A 17510-nucleotide genomic window follows, 5' to 3' on the forward strand; every position below is an offset into this window, starting at 1 on the left:
CGGACATTATGCGGTGGGCTAGTGCGAGGAGAGCCTGTTCTTGCTCCAGAGTGCGAAGGCAAGGCCGCCCAGACCAACCAGCAGGACGCCGCCCAAGATACCGAAGAGACCCAGCATGTTGGGGCCGGAAATCGAGGTACCAACCATGGCCGCGGCCTGGGTCTCCTTGCCCTTGTCCACAGGAGTGTTCCAGTTGGACGACTTTGAGGGGCTGGGGCTGGCGGAGGCGGAACTAGCAGAAGGCGAGGCCGACGGCGTTGCTGACGCTGAGGTCGGCTCGGCCGTGGGCGTGGGTTCGGATGACTCCGACGCCGGACTGGTCACCCGGGGTGCCACGGTGACGAACTGGGTGACCGCGGGCTGCGGTGCCTGGACGGGCGGCTGGGGAGGCGCCGGTGCCGGTGCCGGCGCCTTCTGGGTTTCCCTTACCCTGGTCGGTTCCGGTTGCGGCGCGGGCTTCTTATCCGGCTCCGGGGCCAGGCCAGGCTGCGTGGGTGTGGGCTCCGTAGGAACCTGTACGGGAGCACACGTGGCTTTGCCCTCCGTGCATGGAGCGGCGTGAACTGCGCCGGCGGGCGCAAGCACCCCGCCGACGGCAAGGAAAGCGGTAAGGAGAACGGCAGGGACAACGGAGTGTCTCATGAAGATAACCTCAGCTGGGGCGTTGGGGTGCCGCCAGTTTTCAAGGAGTTCGGGTGTTTTGTGAAATCCTCCTATATCCACTGCGCTGCGGCAAATCCTAGCTTCTGTTCTCCGGCGGCATGGCAATCTGAAGTTTGCGTACCTTGCCCCGTCCAACAATGTATCCACGGCCCGGAATGAAGTCGGTACTGATCCGGCCCAGGGAGGTGTTGAGGAGGCTGTCGCCCTCCACATCTCCCGGGTTGAGCAACAGTCCGCGGCGGCCGGACTTGAACGGCTGGGCCAAGGACCAGGCCTGGGACCAGGTGGAGGTTTCGGACTCCCCCACCACCCATTGATCGGCCTTGATGGCTGCCGTGACCAGGCGGCCGACACCCGATTCTGCAAGCGTGTCCGTGAACTCGGTCAGGCCCTCGATGAAGATGGCCATGCTGCCCGGGTTGTCCGAGGCTTTGTCGATCAGGTCGTCCACCACATCGGACACTTCATCCGGGCCCACCAGCGAGCGGCTCCAGATGTTCAAGGAGGCAACAGCGGAACGGCGTGAACCGATGTAGATCAGGTCCGTCCGCGGGTTGGAGCGACGCAAAGCGTACGCCAAGGTAACCAGTGCAACCGTCCGTCCGGCACCCGGAGGGCCGGCGAGGAGCAGCGAACCCTTGGCGGCGATGGCCGCCGAACCCAGCGTTTCGTCGTCGACGCCTATCACGGGGTTGTCCGGAGCGCCGGTAGGCAGGATGTCCAGGTCCACCAATTCCGGCAGGCGCTGGATCTGCGGTGCCTGCTCCAGTCCCTGGCGGACCATGGCTTGGCTGAGCTTGGCCACTTCGCGTGCTTGCAGGGCCAGGTTCGGGTTGCCACCGAGCACGGCGAGCTGGACTTCCAGCCCATCAAGCAGGCCTCGACCGGGAGGGGACGCAGCGTTGAGGACGTCTTTGGGGACGTCCAAGGTCATGTAGTCGTCTTCGGAGCTGAGCCGCAGGACCAACCGCTTCTGGATGGAGGCAAGGAGCGACGCCGGAACGGAGTTGGTGCGGTCACCGCTGACGACGAGGTGGATGCCCAAGGGACGCCCGTCGGTAGCCAGGGTCAGGAAGATGTCCCAGAGCGCGGACAGCTTGCTGTACTCGTATCCTTCCCGGAAGGAGGACATACCGTCGACCAGGATGAAGATGCGCTTCTCCTCCGGCCGGTTGGCCAGCTGCCGGTACTCGACAATCGTCGATGCCCGGACCTCGGCGAACCGGGCAGCGCGGTCATCGGCCACTTCCTTGAGCCAGCGCAGCAGGCGGCCAACCCGTTCTACGTCGTCGCCGTTGATGATTTCACCAACGTGCGGGAGTCCGTCCAGCATCTTGAGGCCCGAAGAACCGCAGTCGATGCCGTAAATGTGCACCGGACCACCCCGGGGGGTGACAGCGGCAGCGATGGCGATACTGCGCAGCGCAGCCGACTTTCCGGATCCACCGGTGCCGTAGACAGCCATGTTGCCGTCTTTGTCCGGTTCGTAAAACACAGTTGGCTGGTCCTGGTGGGCGGGATCATCCGCCACGCCCAGCAGGAGCCGCTCATCCGTCCGGGGGTTGGGCAGCTTGGAGAAGTCGTAGGTGGTGGCAAGCTCGTTCAGCCACGGCTTCCGGGGAGGCTCGATGGACAGGACGTCGGCAGCGCGGATGATGTTTCCGGTCATCCGGGCAATGTCGTTCGGGCCGGCCGGTTCTTCCTCCACCTGGGAGACCAAAGGCGGCTCCCAGGTGGGGCCGGAACCGAAGGCCATCTCGACGATGTCGATCCTGGGACGCTGCGGCTTGTCGGTGGTCCAGCCTCCGGCGTAGCCGGTCTGGAAGCCCTGGATGCGGCCCGGACCGGTCTTCGCAGCGCCACGACCCGGAATCGAGGGATCAAAGTAGGCAGCAGTGGGAACACCCAGGATGTCCACGGCATCCACTTCATCGGCCATGCGCAAGGCAACGCGGAGGTTGGTGTTGGCCCGCAGGTTGTCCTTGATGACGCCGGCGGGACGCTGGGTGGCCAGGATCAGGTGCAGACCCAGCGATCGGCCTCGGGCTGCGACGTCCACCACGCCGTCCACGAACTCGGGAACTTCGGTCGCCAGAGCCGCGAACTCGTCCACGATGATGATCAGGTAGGGCGGGGCCTCGGGATCGGCCTCGCGCTGGAGCGCCAGCAGGTCCTTGGCTTTCTTGCGGTTCAGGAGGCGTTCACGGTAGTGCAGCTCCGCACGCAGGGAAGTCAGGGCACGGCGCACCAGGTGCGGGGAGAGGTCAGTTACCAGGCCCACGGTGTGGGGCAGGTGGAGGCAGTCAGCGAAAGCCGCGCCGCCCTTGTAGTCCACGAACAGGAAGCTCACACGGTCTGGGCTGTACGCCGCGGCCATGCCCATCACCCAGGACTGGAGGAACTCGGACTTACCGGCACCGGTGGTGCCACCCACCAACGCGTGCGGTCCCTCGTTCTTCAGGTCAAGGTAGAACGGCTCCACGCCCTTGGACCCCACCAAGGCCCGGAGGCTGCCATTGTCCTTGCGGTTGGGCACTGCCGTGGCGTGGACCGAGTTGTTTTCCTGCCACCGCTCGGCCACAGCCTGCGGGTTGTCCATCAGCTCCTTGCCGATCAATGTGGCATAGGAGACCGCGCGCGGGAGGTCGGAGTCGTCGTCAAGCGGGTTGCCGACGTCCACCAGCGGAGACATCATGCGCGCCAGCTGCGTGGCAAGATCCGCGTCGAGGCTTTCACAGCTCACCGGGTAAGTGTGGCGGCCCAATCGAACCTGGCCGGTGGTGGTGCCATGATCGCCGTCGACTGACAGGAAATCGCGGCACGCTGCGGGGAGCGACTGGACATTGGCGGCCACCCACATGATGTGGACCCCGTAATCGGGGCCCCGCTCCACCAGGCGGGTCAGGCGTCCGCGATCCACGGGGGCGTCGTCCTCAACGATCACCAGGACCGCCGGAACCACGGGGGCGGGGATCTCTTCGTGTTCGTCCTTAAGACCTGGCCGGGGCTGGGGGCCCGGTTCCTTGGCCATGGACTCGCGTTCTTCGACGAGGCTTTCCAGCCGGGACAACAAGGCAGCACCGGCGGCAGGGCCGGCGGCGAGGTGGTCGCCGGAGAGCGGGCTGTGGCCCGAACCCACGTGCGGGAGCCATTGCAGCCAGTCCCAGCGTTCGCGGGAGCGTGCGGAGGTCAGTGAGGTCAGGACCACTTCCGCCGGTGAGTGGAGGCCCACCAGTTGGAGCACCATCCCGCGGGCAACATCGTCCACCACGCTGCGGTCCCCCGCGACGCCGAACGAGCCGGAGGTACGCAGTTGGGAAACGATCGGCACGCCTTCAATCACACGGACCTGCTGAAGGCATTCCTGGATTTCGCGCATGTACTGCGGTTCGGTCTCGTTGGCGCCGGGCTCGTCGAACGGGATCCGCGACGGCGCGGAGCCCAGCCCAAAACGGACGCCAAGGAAGTGCTGGTGCTCGGGACGGTTGGTCCACAGCAGCGGGCCAAGCTTGTAGATCGCGTCCACGGTATCGCTGACCGACGGCGCTTCCTGGAGCCTGACTGCGCGCTCGATGTTCTGCTGCCGGTCAATGTCCTCGCGGAATGCCAGCATTGCGGCTTTGAACTGCTTGTGGCCCTCCTTGGCCTGTCGCTTGCTCTGCATCTTGTGGTCCACATAGTGCCCCACGATGAACAGCGGCATCATGGCCATGAAGAGCACGGAGAGCAGGTTCTGGGTGACGGCGAAGAGCACCCCACCCATCAGCAGCGGCGCCACCAGCATGATGTAGGGGAAGGGCTGGTGCTCGGGGCGCTTGGGCCCCGCCGGCGGCACGCGCTTGGGAGAGTCGAACCTGGGCAGCACCCGGGGCGAGCGGTTGAAGTCCACCAACGGCGACGACGGTCCCCCGCCGTGGTTGCGCGACAACGCCACCACTCCCACCGTAGTGTCGCCCAGAGTGACCGTGTCCGAGGACTGCAACGTTGCCCGCGTGACCGGCAGCCCATCCATCAGGAGGCCGTTGGCGGAGTTCGTGTCCACGATCTCCACGGTTTCGCCCACCGTGATGCGGGCATGGCGCTTGGAGGTCAAGGGGTCGGTGAGCCGGATGTCGGCGTCCCTGTCCCTGCCGATGTAGCTGGTGCCGAAAGGCAGCGAAAATTCGCGTCCGACGTCGGGCCCTGACATAACCCGCAGCGTCGCCGCTGCCGGTCCCCTGTTGGTGCCGTTTGCGTGGCCGTTCGAGGCGAACTGTTCACTGACCTGCGCGAGCGAAACCTTGGAACCAGGCCGCAGCCCGGACTCCAGCAAGTTGTCCGTGGGCCGCAGGACGTGCCCGGACAGGCCTCCTCCAACGAACGCTTCGTCCACGCTGATGGACAGGTTCGACGGCGGTTCGGTCCCCTTGCGTACGGGGTCGGCGGCCCAGAGTTCCGTGGCGATGTCAGCAACCGTGGCACGGCCATCCACCGTGACGGCGAGGTCCTTTGCTTCGGCAGGATCGCGCCGCAAGGTCAGGCGAAACTTCATCCTTCGTCGACTCCAGTCATTTTTTCAAGAAGGTGCAAATCCGCCGGGGTGACCAAATGCGAGGTCACAGCGTGCTCCACCAGGCGGGCGCGGCGATTGGTGGCTAGTTTTCCGGCGCCTCCGCGCAGGCCCACTACGCCCACGCGGTCCAGTTTGTCGCACACGTTGTCCAGCTTGCGGTTGAAGCGGGTCAGCGCCCATCCCAGGCGCTTGGCAGCCTCTGCCGAGGAAGGAATGGCGCTGAAGCCGGTGCCTTCGCGCCGCAGCATGGGCTCAGCCAAGGCCACGATCAAGGCCTTCTGCGAGTCGGTAAAGACCACGGGCCCAATGGTGGTGTCCCCGGCCTGGTCTTCTTCACGTGCTTCATGCCGGAACGATGGCGTCTTCAGGTGGACGGCGAACTCATAGGTGGTGGGACCGGCCGTGAAGATCACGTTGGTGTGGCTGAAGACCAAGGGAATCCTGGCGCCGGGCGCAAGCCAGGCCTGCATCCCGCCGGAACCATCGGCGATCGTGGCAGACAACATGCTGCCCACGTTGCTGAGCCACCACATGCCGTCGTAACGGGCAATCTGCAGGAAACGCCGGTGCAGGTACGGGTTGTCGTCGACCTCCAGATCACCTTCCCGACCAATGTCAAAGACGTCTTCGTCGGACGGTTCGTACCACTCCCCACAGAAATCTATTGCTAGATCCCCCATGATCTGTGCCTCCTATGTCGGTGATAAGTAAGTGTCATGCGCCGGTCAGCCTTCCAGGCAAGCAATGGATTCCGGGCCCTCCGGTGAGGCGCTGCCATCAGAGCGGACAATGATGACCTGGACACAAATGGGCGTTTCACCGAATCCGGAAACAAACGCCTTCTCGGTCTGGGTTGTCTCATAGGCGCCGTCGGCTTTGGCCGATTTGGTGCGCCACTTATAGGTGTCGCCCTCTTTTGGCTGCGGGTTCTTCCAGGAGAAAACAATGATGTTCGGGTCCTTGGTGTCCCGCGCTGCGGACAGTGCTTCGACGTCCGGGACGCTTCCACTGTCCAGGGGATCGGCCGGGGGCTTGCTCGCCGTTTCTGTCGGTGCAACCTTTGGTTGCGCCGACGAGCCCAGGACCACGCCAACAACGACGGCGACCACCAAGACTGCTGCTCCGGTGGCGGCGAGCCACAGGTTGCGTTTGCTGTGGTCGGCTGCCGGGGCGTCGTCGTCAACAGCCGTTGGCACCCCTGCGGAGGCAGAGGAGCGGCTGATGGTGGCATCATCCACAGGCTCAGGCGAGGACTGCCACCCCCGCAGCACTGTGGACTCTGCGACGTCCGGTTCTTGCACAGGGCTGTTGTCCCGGGCAGGCGCGTGAAATTGGGGCGGGGTTTGCTGGGCGGCTGCTTGCGTTGATTGGGCAGGGCTGGCTTGTTGGGCAGCGCTGGCTTGTTGGGCAGCGTTTGGTTGCTGAACAGCGTTTGGTTGCTGAACAGGGGTTGCTGGCTGGGCAGCGCTTCCTGGCGTTTGCTGTGCGGGCCTGAACTGGGTCGGCTGTACCGTTTTGGGCGGACCAGCCGACTGCGCAGGAGGCCGGGTGGCTCCTGGAACAGTGGAGGGAAAAGTCCGCGCCGGGAATGTGGGAGCCGAACCCGTGGTGGCCGTTCCGGAGGCGTCCGGATCGATGGACGCAATACTCCGGACCCGGGTTTCCTCGAAGTTGTCATCCGGATGCTGCTCGTCACCGTGCCCGGGCTCTTCGAGTACCTCAAACGGCGTCACGGACAGGTTCAGTTCTGTCTGGATCCGCTGGAGTGCCAAGGCAAAAGCATGGGCCGAGGAGTACCGGGACCCCGGCGATTTTGCCATGGCCGTAGCCAGGACGAGTTCCAGTGACTCCGGAACATCCGCCCGCCCAAGCCTGGGCAGGGGCGAATTGGTGATGCGTGAAATCAGCTCCCGCTGGGAGTTGTCCTGTCCGGGCAAAACGAACGGCGAACGGCCGGCCAAAAGCGTGTAAAGGGTGGCGCCCAGGGCCCAGATGTCCACGGGAACCCCGTCCACTGCGCCGCCACGGAACTGCTCAGGCGGCGACCACGGAATGGACATGCCGGCGTCGTCCTCGGTGTCCGCGCCAATGGTGCCGGAAATCCCAAAGTCCGTCAGGGCAGGCCGGTTGTAGTCAGTGACCAGGATGTTGGCAGGTTTGATGTCCCGGTGGACAATGCCGGCCCGGTGGGCAGTCTCGACGGCGGATGCCACCTGGATGCCGACGGCCAGGACCTCGTCCACGCTGAACCGCTGACGGCGGTAGCGGACATCAAGGCTTGGCCTGGAGCAATACTCCATGGCGAGGTAGGAATGGCCGTTCTCGGTGATCTCTGCTTCGAAGATCGTGACAATGTACGGGTGCGAGGACAACTGGGCCATCAGGTTGGCCTCGGACTCGAAGCGACGGCGCGCGCCCTCGGTCTTCAGGTCCGACAGCAGCACCTTGACGGCTACTTTGCGGCGGGGCCTGTCTTGCTCGTACAGGTAAACATCCGAGAATCCACCGGAGCCGAGCAGGCTGACGTACTGGAATCCCGGGATGGGTGGAGGCGGCGCGGGGGGCCTCTTGGAACTCAAAGAATCTCCTCGAAACGCAATGAAATATCGTCACCCAACTCTGCGATATCGCCATCGAGCAGGATGGCCATCTCGTTTTGGGCAAGCCTGCGGGGTGCCTGGCCTTCCCTGATCAACACGGTTCCGTTGGTTGCTTTCAGGTCGCACAGCATGACGTGCCAACCTTCCAACCTGACCTCGACGTGGGAGCGGGAGATGTCCCCACCGGGGCTCTCCACCTGCACCAGCTTGGGCATGGTGCCGCCCTGGACACGGGAAACGGAAGGTTGCCGTCCAATGATGAGCGACTGGTCAAGATCAATCAGCTCACCTGTCGAAAGGCGCATTCGGCCAAGACGTGGACGTGGGACCTGCTGCGCATCGCCGGACAAAGCTGTACCGCACACGGAACACTGCGGGTAGGTAGGCGGATTCGCGTGCCCTTGGGAGCACACCCTCGCCAGGACGCTTGGTCCGTTGGCAACCACTGCCTCCGACCCGTCTTTCGCCGCGTCCGACGCTGGTTTGGCCGCGTCCGTGGGATCCGCAACAAGGCTGCTCTTCATGATGGTTTGGCCGTCATGATCTGAATCTTCGTCAACCGCGGGAGAAGGCGCCGCTGGCCAGCCGCCTGGAAGCTGCGGGGCAGCGTCCACTCCACGCGGTGAGGGAGCCTGCCCGGGAGCTGGAACCGACCCAATGGCCGGCACCGCGGGCATATTCGAAAGCGGTGGCGGAACGCTGCCCGTGTCCGGTGCAGTGGGATTGTTGCGGAGCCAAGGGACGGAATCGATCAGCCCGGAGCCTCCGGTGGCTGCCGGGGGTTGCTCGACGGATTCCACGGCGGGTTCCACGGCGGGGGGCAGCTCAATGGGTTGCCCATGGCGTTCCGGAGCGGAGTGTTGCTGAACCGGGGACCCGGGGGCATCCGGTGTCTTGGACGCCGGGGCACCAGATATTTGGGACGCCGGGGCGTCGTGGTCATCGGAGTCGTCTTCCACGCGGACAGCCGCGTCTTCAATATTCCGCATCACCGTCTTGTCCCACAGGTGATCGTAATTGGTGGTGTTTTCCAACGTGGGCAACAACGGATCGGTGGTGCTGGTGTGGACAGGGACTTCCGACGCCTCCTGAACGTCCTCAACCGCAGGGCCATCTGCGGGTCCGTCCGCGGGTGGTGCCCCAACCGCCGCTTCCTTCGCGTCGTCGTTCGTTTCCGGACTCTGGAGACCAGGGGAATCCGGGAGAGCGCCCGCTTGCGAAGACCCAGCCGCCGCGGTGGTCTCCCCTGCCGGGGCAACTGTCAGTGAAGCCGCTCGGGTACCGTCAGCCGCAACCCCTTCAGGAGATTGCTCGGCTTCGTGGGATTCCTGGTCCCCTGGCCGGCCAGCGGCCGGCAGGTCATCAGCGTGCTGGTCATCAGCGTCTTGGACATCAGCGTGCTGGTCATCAGCGTGCTGGTCATCAGCGTGCTGGTCTTCAGCGTCTTGGACATCAGCGTGCTGGTCATCAGCGTGCCGGTCATCAGTGGGTTGGCTGGCGGAAAGCTGGCCCGGGGCGATGGTCAGGCCCAGGTCTGCCTCGGTGTAACCGATCATGGTCTCGTCCGAAACGCTGTCCCGCACGGCAGACCCGGCGTCGCGTTCCTTGGCCGGCACCTCCACAGGAACGGCTGCAGCGGATATCACCGGCACGGCGGGCCCGGCGTTGCCGTCCTTTGCCGGCACCTCCACGGGAACGGCTGAAGCAGGTATTGCGGGCACGTCATCGCTGACGGGTTCGCCGGGGGCAGCTTCCAGTGCTGACAAGAGCACCACGCCCTCCGCCACGGGAAGGCTGTTCAGGGGCATGTCCGAGGCGGAACCGCCACCAATCCGGAGGCTGTAGGAAGTTGCGCCGGCGAGCCGGCGTTCGGTCCATGTAGTGACATCACGTCCGGTGAGCTGTTCGGCACCCGACTCGAACTGGACCAGCAGTTCAAGATCACCACGAAGGAACACACGGAGCGCATCCTTGGCGTCAATGATCCCGAACGGAGGGATGCGGCTCAGGGATACGCCAAAGGCGTCCGTTACCTCGTGGAGGACTTCGTGGGCCTCGGGAGCTGATTCCAGCACCCCCCAAACAGTATCAATCAGGGCGTGCGGCGTATCCGGGCCAAGGAGCACCACCGTTCCGTTCCGCACCACGCCGAACCAGTCGCCCTGCTGGTAGCGGGTCTCCGACAGGTTACTGCTTGCCATCGACGCCTTCCTCCTGGTCCGCCGCGGGAAGCTCGTCTGTTCCATTCACCCAGGCCCTGGGAAGCGTGTCCTCTTCAACCTCGGCGGCAACCTCGGGGCGGGGCGCAGTGGTGGCGATGCCGGCGTCGTTCAGGACGTTCTTGGCGTCCACCACTATGACAGTGACGTTGTCACGGCCGCCGCTTCTGAGTGCGGCCTGGATCAGCGCGTCCACGGCGTCCTGCGGATGGGCCACAGTGCTGAGGATACGGAACATGTGGTCATCGCCCAGTTCACCGTTGAGGCCGTCGGAGCAAATCATGATCCGGTCGCCTTCCTGGATGGGAAGCAACCAGAAATCCGCTTCGGTCTCATCTCCCGTGCCCAGGGCGCGGGTCACAACGTGCCGCCGGGGATGGACCGTTGCCTGCTCTGCGGTGATGTCCCCGGAATCCACCAGTTCCTGCACCTCGGAGTGGTCAACGCTCACCTGGGTGAACTCCCCCTGGCTGAGGCGGTATGTCCTGGAATCGCCGATGTTCATCACCAGCCAATAGGGCAGGCCCATCTGTTCCACCACCACGACGCCGGACAGCGTGGTTCCGGCCCGGGCTCCGGTGGCGTTTCGAATAGCCGCGTCAGCCCTCAAGAGGCAGGCCTGCAGATCCGCCGCGGATGCTGTGCGGACACCGGCAGCAAGTTCGGGGGCGCTGCCCAGGGCCCGGACGCACATGCCGCTGGCAATTTCTCCGGCTTCGTGCCCGCCCATGCCATCGGCCACCGCGAAGACGGGGTCGGCAGCGATGAACGAATCCTCGTTCAATTCACGGCGGAGGCCGCGGTCCGTACCGTACCCGTAGCTCAGGCCAAAGGATGGCCCGCCCGGGACACCTGCTTCGGCGTTGGCAGGGGTGGCCGGCTGTGAATTCATGCTTGTCCTAGGTGGAAGGAACGGTCGCCAAAGTGAACGGTGGAACCGGGTCGGACCAGGACAGCCTGGCCCGGATGGAGTCGGGTCTGGAGGCCGTCGGGCGTGGTAACGGCACTGCCGTTGGTGGAGTTTCTGTCTGTGACCCAGACGCCATCGCCATCCACGCGCAGATGCAGGTGGGTTTTGGAAATGGACCGGCCGGGGTCCGCTACTGGCATCAGTTGTTCCACCGCTTCCCCTGGCTGTGGGGCAGGGTTGCGTCCCAGAAGAACCGAGCCACCAAGCTGGACGTCCTGGCCGTCGTCGATCCGAATCCGCAGGACCGCTTGCGCACGCTCGGCCCCAGGACGCATCTGGGTGCGCTCGACGTCGTCGTCGGGGTGCCCGGCAAAGCCGTGAACCGGTGCAGGAGGTTGTTGGATGACCTGGGGTTCAGGGGCGACCGGTGGCTGAATGACATGCGGCTGCTGCGCCACCGGGGCCGGGCGTTGTGCTGCCGTAGGGGGCCATGGAGCCGACGGCGGACGCCACTGGTTGGGGTCGTGGGATGGTTGCTGCGCGGCCGGCACCGCAGGGGTGGCATGCACCTGAGGCCCCTGGGCTTGAATCCCCTGAGCTGGGGAAGCAGTCCTCGGGGCGGCCTGCCCTGCGCCGGACGGCACCGGAGAAGCCACCGGCTGCACCGGCGGCAGGTCCATTGGAGCGAAACTATAAGGCCCCTGAATTCCGCCGGTAGCCACGGGGTTGCGTCCCGCGTGGACATCGAACATCAAGGATTTCGCTGCCTTGTCCTGCCAGCCGCGCAGTTTGCCGTCTTTATCCCAGGCATTGGAGACCACCACCAGGATGGCCCACACAACACCAAGGAATATCAAAGGAAGCCCGATCCACAGGACCAGGGAAATCAGGCCAAGCGCGGAAAGGACTACCGAGGTGATCCCGCCGAGGAGCAGGACACTGCCGGTGACGATGCCACGAACAAAAACGGCGCCTGCGCCGGGAGCGTACCCCTCGGCATCGGAGCTGCGGATTCCCATGAGCTGGTTGCCAATGGTGTTGCCGGATTTCGCCTCAAGGGCAAGCAGAACAAAGATGTAGACAACGGTGACGCCCAGGCCGATGCTGCCCAGGAGGACCAGCAGGCCGGTGTCATAAACAATGAAGCCGTTCCGGCGGGTTTGGGTGATGCCCGCGATGCCTATGGCGAAGGTGGTGGCCAGGACTGCTAGTGGTCCAAGCCAATCCAGCACAGCAGCGCCCAGCCTTTTGCCTGCAGATGCGGGCACCAAGTCGAGCTTGGTGGTCATGGTGGTCCCTCCCCCTGGCCCAGTGATACGGTCCGGCGCGTTGCTGGTTCCCGGTGGCACCGGGTGTGCCGGCGACGCCGCCGCCGACACTACCGAGATACTACCGGGATCGGGCACGCCCTGCCGGGTGGCGAACTCCAAAGCCGCTTTTTGGGCGTGGTTGATGTTCCCTTCCTTGCGGGCTCCACGGTTGCTCAGCGGGGAACCGCACTGGGTGCAGAACGCAGCCCCGGGACGGACTGCATGCTTGCAGGCCGGGCAGAGTTCGGCCTCATTACTCATTGGTGGTGTCCTTCTTGAACGGCCAAGTGAAGCGACGACGTGTCGCCGGATCAGTGGTTCCCAGCTCCCGGCGCCTCAAGGCGGCCCGCCCATCGGACAACAGGGACCTCGGCGAGAACCTGGCCTGCTGCCGTTTCCAGAAACCGACGCTTCCAGTGATGTCGGTCAAGGACGAGTCAACGATCTCCCAGTAGTCCTTGACCTCGTCCTCGCTTGGTTGACCGGCGCCAAAGACGGCAGCGTCGGCGCGGTGGGCCAGCATCGTGGTGGTGCCGCCCGCGTTCGGGAACGCCTCCGCGATGACCGTGGCCGACTCGCGGCGCGTGGACTTGGTATCGATCGAGGCACCCATGTCGGTGGCAAGGCTGATCACTTCGTTCCATCCGCCGCCGACCCGCTGCGCAGGGTGGCCGTCACGGAAACGGGCCTTCCGGCGTCGTGCCTTCAACAGGAGGATGAGCAACAGCGGCAAGGCCAGGATCCCCAACGGAATCAGCGCAACACCGATGGCTGCCAACAACGGACCCCAGAACAGCCAAGGGTTGTTCTTCTTCTCATCAGCGTCCAAGGCATCCGGGGTGGAGTCCGGCGGGAGGTCTGCCGGTTCCTGCGGCGGGGGCGGCGGCTGCAGCACCTGCGGCTTGGGCTTGGACTTGTTCTCCGGGTCCGGCGGGATGGGCACGTTGTCTTTGGGCGGGGTGGGATCGAAGGCAACCCAACCCACACGGTCGAAAGCAACCTCAACCCAGGCATGGACGTCCTTGCCGGTGATTTTGATATCCCCGGCGCCATTTTCGGGGCTCTTCGGATCGGGGTAGAAGCCCATCACCACGCGCGAGGGGATGCCCAGGTGCCGGAGCATGAGGGACATGGAGACGGCGTACTGCTCATCATCGCCCAGCATCTGCTTGGCGGAGAGCATGTTCCGGATACGTGCGGCGCTGTGGCCGGGCAGGCTCGGAAGCTGTCCCTCCGTCACCAAGCCATTGCTGAACGCACCGCTCTTCTGGAAGTGAGCTTCAATCTGCCGCACGCGGTCAATGGCCGTCGGCGCATCCGCGGACAATTCGTTGGCCTGGGAGGCGACGATCGGCGGCACTTCCTGCGCCTCAGGCAGAGTGAGCTTTGCGAAGTCGTACTGCGTCAACTGCCCGTGCTCCAAGGTACCGGGGTCCGAGACCTGCACGGTGTAGTTCTCACCCTTGGACAAACCCTTGGTGCTTACAGCGGTGTCCGTGCCGGCATTGAAGTAAAGCCCTGAGGCCGCGCCGGACGTGTCGGAGAAACTCATGCCGGTGGTGTGCCGGCCGCCCGGGACGAAGTACCCCTGGTAGTCCTCCACAGTGATGTCCAAGGTGTAGTTGGTGCCCTTCACCGGGCTCCCGGTATCGGCCAGCGTATTGAGCGAGCGGGCGTCGCCCACCTTGCTGAAGTTGCCGGAACTGTTGGGATCCATGGTGTAGTTCAGGCCGTTGAAGGCGTCCAGCGCAGCCAGGCGCACTCGGGCATCCTTGGGCAAGCCCTTGACGGTAAAAAGCGTGCTGTCCTTCTCGTCCTTGACGAAGTTCCGGAAGCTCGCCAGAGGAGTGATGTAGTCACGCGGATCGAACGGCGGGACAATCGTGTTCCGCAGGACCTTCCGGTCATCGCTGGCCGTCACAATCGGCGAGGCGATGGCGGTGACACCGACGGCGACCGCGATCACGGCAGCAGCAGTCCCAAGCCTGCGAAGCTGGCCGCGGCGGGCCGCACCGGCGTCGGAATCCGGCCTGTTGGCCGAGACGGTCTTGGTGCTCCGCTGCCGAAGGACATCGCGGCGGAACGTCGCCCATACGATCGAAACGATGGTGAGGGAAACACCGCGCTCCACGTTGAGGAAGCTTGCACTGGTGCTGAAAGCGATGCCTGTCACGAACAACACCAGGACGGGCAACAACGGCCAGTACGGGCTCTTCAGGCGCCATGTCAGCAGGCCCGCGGCCAGTGCCGTGAGCAGCGAGCTGAGGAATGGCACAATGAGCATCCCGTTGGCTGTGCCCACGGGAACGCCCACTGTGAGCATGTCCTTCCAGGAAAACACCACGCCCAGCAGCAGGGTCCGCAACGAATCGAGGCTCGGCAGGACGCCAAAGACCGCTGAATCCGGGACAGCCAGGGCAGAACCGAACAGCATGTAGGCGCCGAAGGTCACTGCTGCGGTGATCAGCAGCCCCAAACGAAGATGGGCGTTCAGGACCGCTATGCCCAGTCCGAGCAGCAGACCGCCCAGACCGGCAACCAGATAGTGCGCATCTCCGCCGAAGCTCAGGCTGAATCCGAGGACTCCAAGGAAAAGCAGCACCGCCAGGGCACCGCAATCCACGGCGAAGTGCCACAACGGGCGGCCGTCGGCAAAAATCGACCCGCCGGAGGGGCCCTTGGCGCGGCCTGAGGACCTGGCGCCCTTGGCATCGCGGGGACGCACGCGTAGATTCGGCGCGGTGCTCATGCTGCCGCCTTTCGAAGAACAATGGCGAGGTCGTCCAGGTCGCCCACCGTGAGGACCGTCAGGTCCGCGATGTTGGCCCTCGACGGCGCCGCGCCGGGTTGGACGCGCACTGCCAGGCTTCGGACTCCCGGAGGCACGGACGCGGCGCAGGTACGGAGCTGGGTCGCGCTGACGTGGCTGCCCACGACGAAGAACACCACCGAAGCGTTCGGAACGGCGTCGGACAGGTTACGTGCGAGGTCGACGGCGGTCTTCCGCATGGGTGCCCCGACAATGCGGGTGGCGTCGTCCAGCAGGTTGCGGCCGGTTTCGCAGCGGAGCGGTCCTCTTTGGGTCAGGACGTCGAGATCGCGCTGCTCACTGATGGCCTGGCGTCCGATGGATGCCGCCACTGAGATGGCCATTTCGAACTCAGGCTCGGAATCGTATTCGTCAGTGTTGATGGACAGGGCGATGGCAAGGTGGGCGCGGCGGGTTTCTTCGAACTGGCGGACCATGAGTTTGTTGGTACGCGCCGTGGTCTTCCAGTGGATATGGCGGCGGTCATCGCCCGGAACATAATCCCGAAGTGCATGGAAGGAGACATCCGCGCTGGACAGCTCCGTGGTGGGCATGCCTTCGAGGTCACGGATGAAGCCGGCGGCAGAGCTGCCCAGCGACACCGTGCGGGGGTGGACGAAGAGGTCCACCGGTTCCGTCCACATCACCCTACGGCGCAGGAGGTGGAGGGGGTCGGCGCGTACCGAGCGAACCGGACCCACCACGATCACGGCGCGCCGGGCCGTGGGGATGGTGAAGAGATCCTCGTGGACCTGCGCCGGCTTCATGCGGGGCAGATGGAACACAGCAGTATTGGCGCCGACCGGAAGTTCCAACGCGGCCGGCAGCAACGGCCTGGTGGAGACGTTGGACACCGCAATACTGCCCACCGCGTCATCGCCCACAGCCACGCGCGTGCGGGCAAGGTCCAGGACCACACCGTAGGCCGAGCGGCCCACGATGAAGGCAATCGCCAGGACGAACAGGAGGAAGGCGACCATTGCCGCGGACTTGGCTTCCTGCCAGCCCCAAGCCTGTCCGGCCCACCAGAGTCCGATCGCAGCAGCCAGGACCACCCAGCCCAGCAGGCTCACTACGGACAGGACCGGCCACACGAACTTCAGCCATACTCCGCGCACGTTGTTCCAAGCCGGAGAGAGGAACTGGCCGGCTGTTCCCGCGGCTTCGGCCCAGACGGCGGCCGGGTGAAGTGAGCTGGACTTGCCCGGTTTCCCGGTTCGGCCAGGGCGGTTGCCTGGTTCGTTCCGGGGAGTGCGGGCGCCGCGGATCTTGCCGCTCACTGCCGCCGTAGCGCGCTTGAACGAGTCAGCAGCCCGGGTCAGGGGTGTGCTGGAGGACATGTGGAGGCCTTTGTTTGAGCTGGGGTGCAGGTGGGGGTGCCAGGCGCCGGACTGGTTTGACCCGGCGCCGGCGCTTGTGCCGGAGGCTAGGCCGTGGCGCGTTGCTGCGGAGCCGCGACGTCTGCCAGGACCCGGGTAAGGACTACCTCGGGCGTAGCACCGGAGAACTCAGCCTCGGGATCCATCACCAGGCGGTGCGTCCAGACCACTGGGGCCAGTTCCTTGATGTCATCCGGCAGCACGAAGTTGCGGCCCTGCCCGGCAGCCCAGACCTTGGCCGCCCGGACCATGGCAAGTGCACCACGAACGGAAACACCAAGGCGGGTCTCGGATGCGTTGCGGGTCTCCTCGCACAGGCGCGAGATGTACTCCAGTACGGCAGTGTCCACGTGGGTGGTAGCTGCGAGATCGGCCATGTCGGCCACAGCCTGGGTGGTGATGAGCGCCGTCAGTTCCTTGGACCGGTCCTTGAGGTTGGCCCCGCCCAACAAGCGCACTGTGGAGGCGTGGTCCGGGTACCCGATGGAGGTCTTGATCAGGAAGCGGTCCAACTGAGCTTCCGGCAGGCGGTACGTGCCTGCTTGCTCGATCGGGTTCTGGGTTGCCAACACCATGAACGGGCGGCCTGCCTCATAGGTGGTTCCATCCACGGTCACCCGGGATTCTTCCATGACTTCCAGCAGCGCGGACTGTGTCTTCGGCGACGCGCGGTTGATTTCATCGGCCAGGACGATGTTGTTGAACACCGGACCCTTGTGGAACTCGAACTTCTGGGTCTTTTGGTCATAGATGGTCACACCGGTGACGTCCGACGGCAGGAGGTCGGGCGTGAACTGGATACGGTTGTGCGAACCCTGCACCGTTGCTGCCAGGGCGCGGGCCAGCGACGTCTTGCCCGTTCCCGGCGCGTCTTCAAACAGGACGTGACCCTCGGCCAGCATCGCCGTGAAGGTCAGCCGGATGACGTGCTCCTTGCCGAGCACGGCCTTGCCCACGTTGGCCACGAGCTTCTCGAACGTTTCTGCAAACCAGGCGGCTTGCTCGTTTGTCATGGTCATCGGTTGATCCTGTTCCTTATGTATCGGTGGGGGTTTGACGTTGTTGTTG

Annotated in this window: 11 protein-coding genes; 1 reads left to right on the forward strand and 10 read right to left on the reverse strand. The window is 64.8% G+C overall.

The genetic code is table 11. From position 1 onward, the window contains the following. Positions 1–18: 18 nt before the first annotated feature. Entirely contained in the window at positions 19–180 is a 162-nt protein-coding gene (locus tag AC6JA3_RS14445) for a hypothetical protein (protein WP_155854612.1), read from the reverse strand. A 13-nt stretch (positions 181–193) separates the two neighbouring features. Here AC6JA3_RS14445 and AC6JA3_RS14450 point away from each other — a divergent pair, with 13 nt between their 5' ends. Next, entirely contained in the window at positions 194–562 is a 369-nt protein-coding gene (locus AC6JA3_RS14450) for a hypothetical protein (protein WP_026541430.1), read from the forward strand. A 177-nt stretch (positions 563–739) separates the two neighbouring features. Here AC6JA3_RS14450 and AC6JA3_RS14455 read toward each other — a convergent pair whose 3' ends face one another. The 9 genes from AC6JA3_RS14455 to AC6JA3_RS14495 all read right to left on the reverse strand — a co-directional run bounded on the left by AC6JA3_RS14455 (position 740) and on the right by AC6JA3_RS14495 (position 17461). Further along, entirely contained in the window at positions 740–5194 is a 4455-nt protein-coding gene (locus AC6JA3_RS14455) for a type VII secretion EssC family protein (protein WP_026547129.1), read from the reverse strand. Continuing rightward, the gene (locus AC6JA3_RS14460; RefSeq protein ID WP_026541428.1) at positions 5191–5895 is read right to left on the reverse strand and encodes a hypothetical protein; all 705 of its coding nucleotides are present in this window, start codon (positions 5893–5895) and stop codon (positions 5191–5193) included. The genes AC6JA3_RS14455 and AC6JA3_RS14460 overlap by 4 nt, the downstream gene beginning before the upstream one ends. 45 nt (positions 5896–5940) lie before the next feature. After that, a complete protein-coding gene (locus tag AC6JA3_RS14465; protein WP_497920175.1) occupies positions 5941–7794 on the reverse strand; it encodes a serine/threonine-protein kinase in 1854 nt (617 codons plus the stop codon). Then, a complete protein-coding gene (locus tag AC6JA3_RS14470; RefSeq protein WP_497920177.1) occupies positions 7791–10016 on the reverse strand; it encodes an FHA domain-containing protein in 2226 nt (741 codons plus the stop codon). Before AC6JA3_RS14470 ends, AC6JA3_RS14465 begins: the two co-directional genes overlap by 4 nt. Further along, positions 10003–10926 carry a PP2C family protein-serine/threonine phosphatase gene (locus AC6JA3_RS14475; RefSeq protein WP_026541425.1) on the reverse strand — a complete coding sequence of 308 codons (924 nt, stop codon included), beginning with the start codon at positions 10924–10926 and terminating at the stop codon, positions 10003–10005. Before AC6JA3_RS14475 ends, AC6JA3_RS14470 begins: the two co-directional genes overlap by 14 nt. Beyond that, positions 10923–12515 carry an RDD family protein gene (locus AC6JA3_RS14480; protein ID WP_497920178.1) on the reverse strand — a complete coding sequence of 531 codons (1593 nt, stop codon included), beginning with the start codon at positions 12513–12515 and terminating at the stop codon, positions 10923–10925. Before AC6JA3_RS14480 ends, AC6JA3_RS14475 begins: the two co-directional genes overlap by 4 nt. Further along, positions 12508–15003, reverse strand: a complete 2496-nt coding sequence (locus AC6JA3_RS14485) for a transglutaminase TgpA family protein (RefSeq protein WP_497920179.1) — start codon at positions 15001–15003, stop codon at positions 12508–12510. The genes AC6JA3_RS14480 and AC6JA3_RS14485 overlap by 8 nt, the downstream gene beginning before the upstream one ends. Continuing rightward, entirely contained in the window at positions 15000–16403 is a 1404-nt protein-coding gene (locus tag AC6JA3_RS14490; RefSeq protein WP_026547124.1) for a DUF58 domain-containing protein, read from the reverse strand. Before AC6JA3_RS14490 ends, AC6JA3_RS14485 begins: the two co-directional genes overlap by 4 nt. An 86-nt stretch (positions 16404–16489) precedes the next feature. Next, positions 16490–17461, reverse strand: a complete 972-nt coding sequence (locus AC6JA3_RS14495) for an AAA family ATPase (protein ID WP_026541421.1) — start codon at positions 17459–17461, stop codon at positions 16490–16492. Positions 17462–17510: the final 49 nt, after the last annotated feature.

This window comes from Arthrobacter sp. TmtSoilC79, from assembly GCF_059739405.1.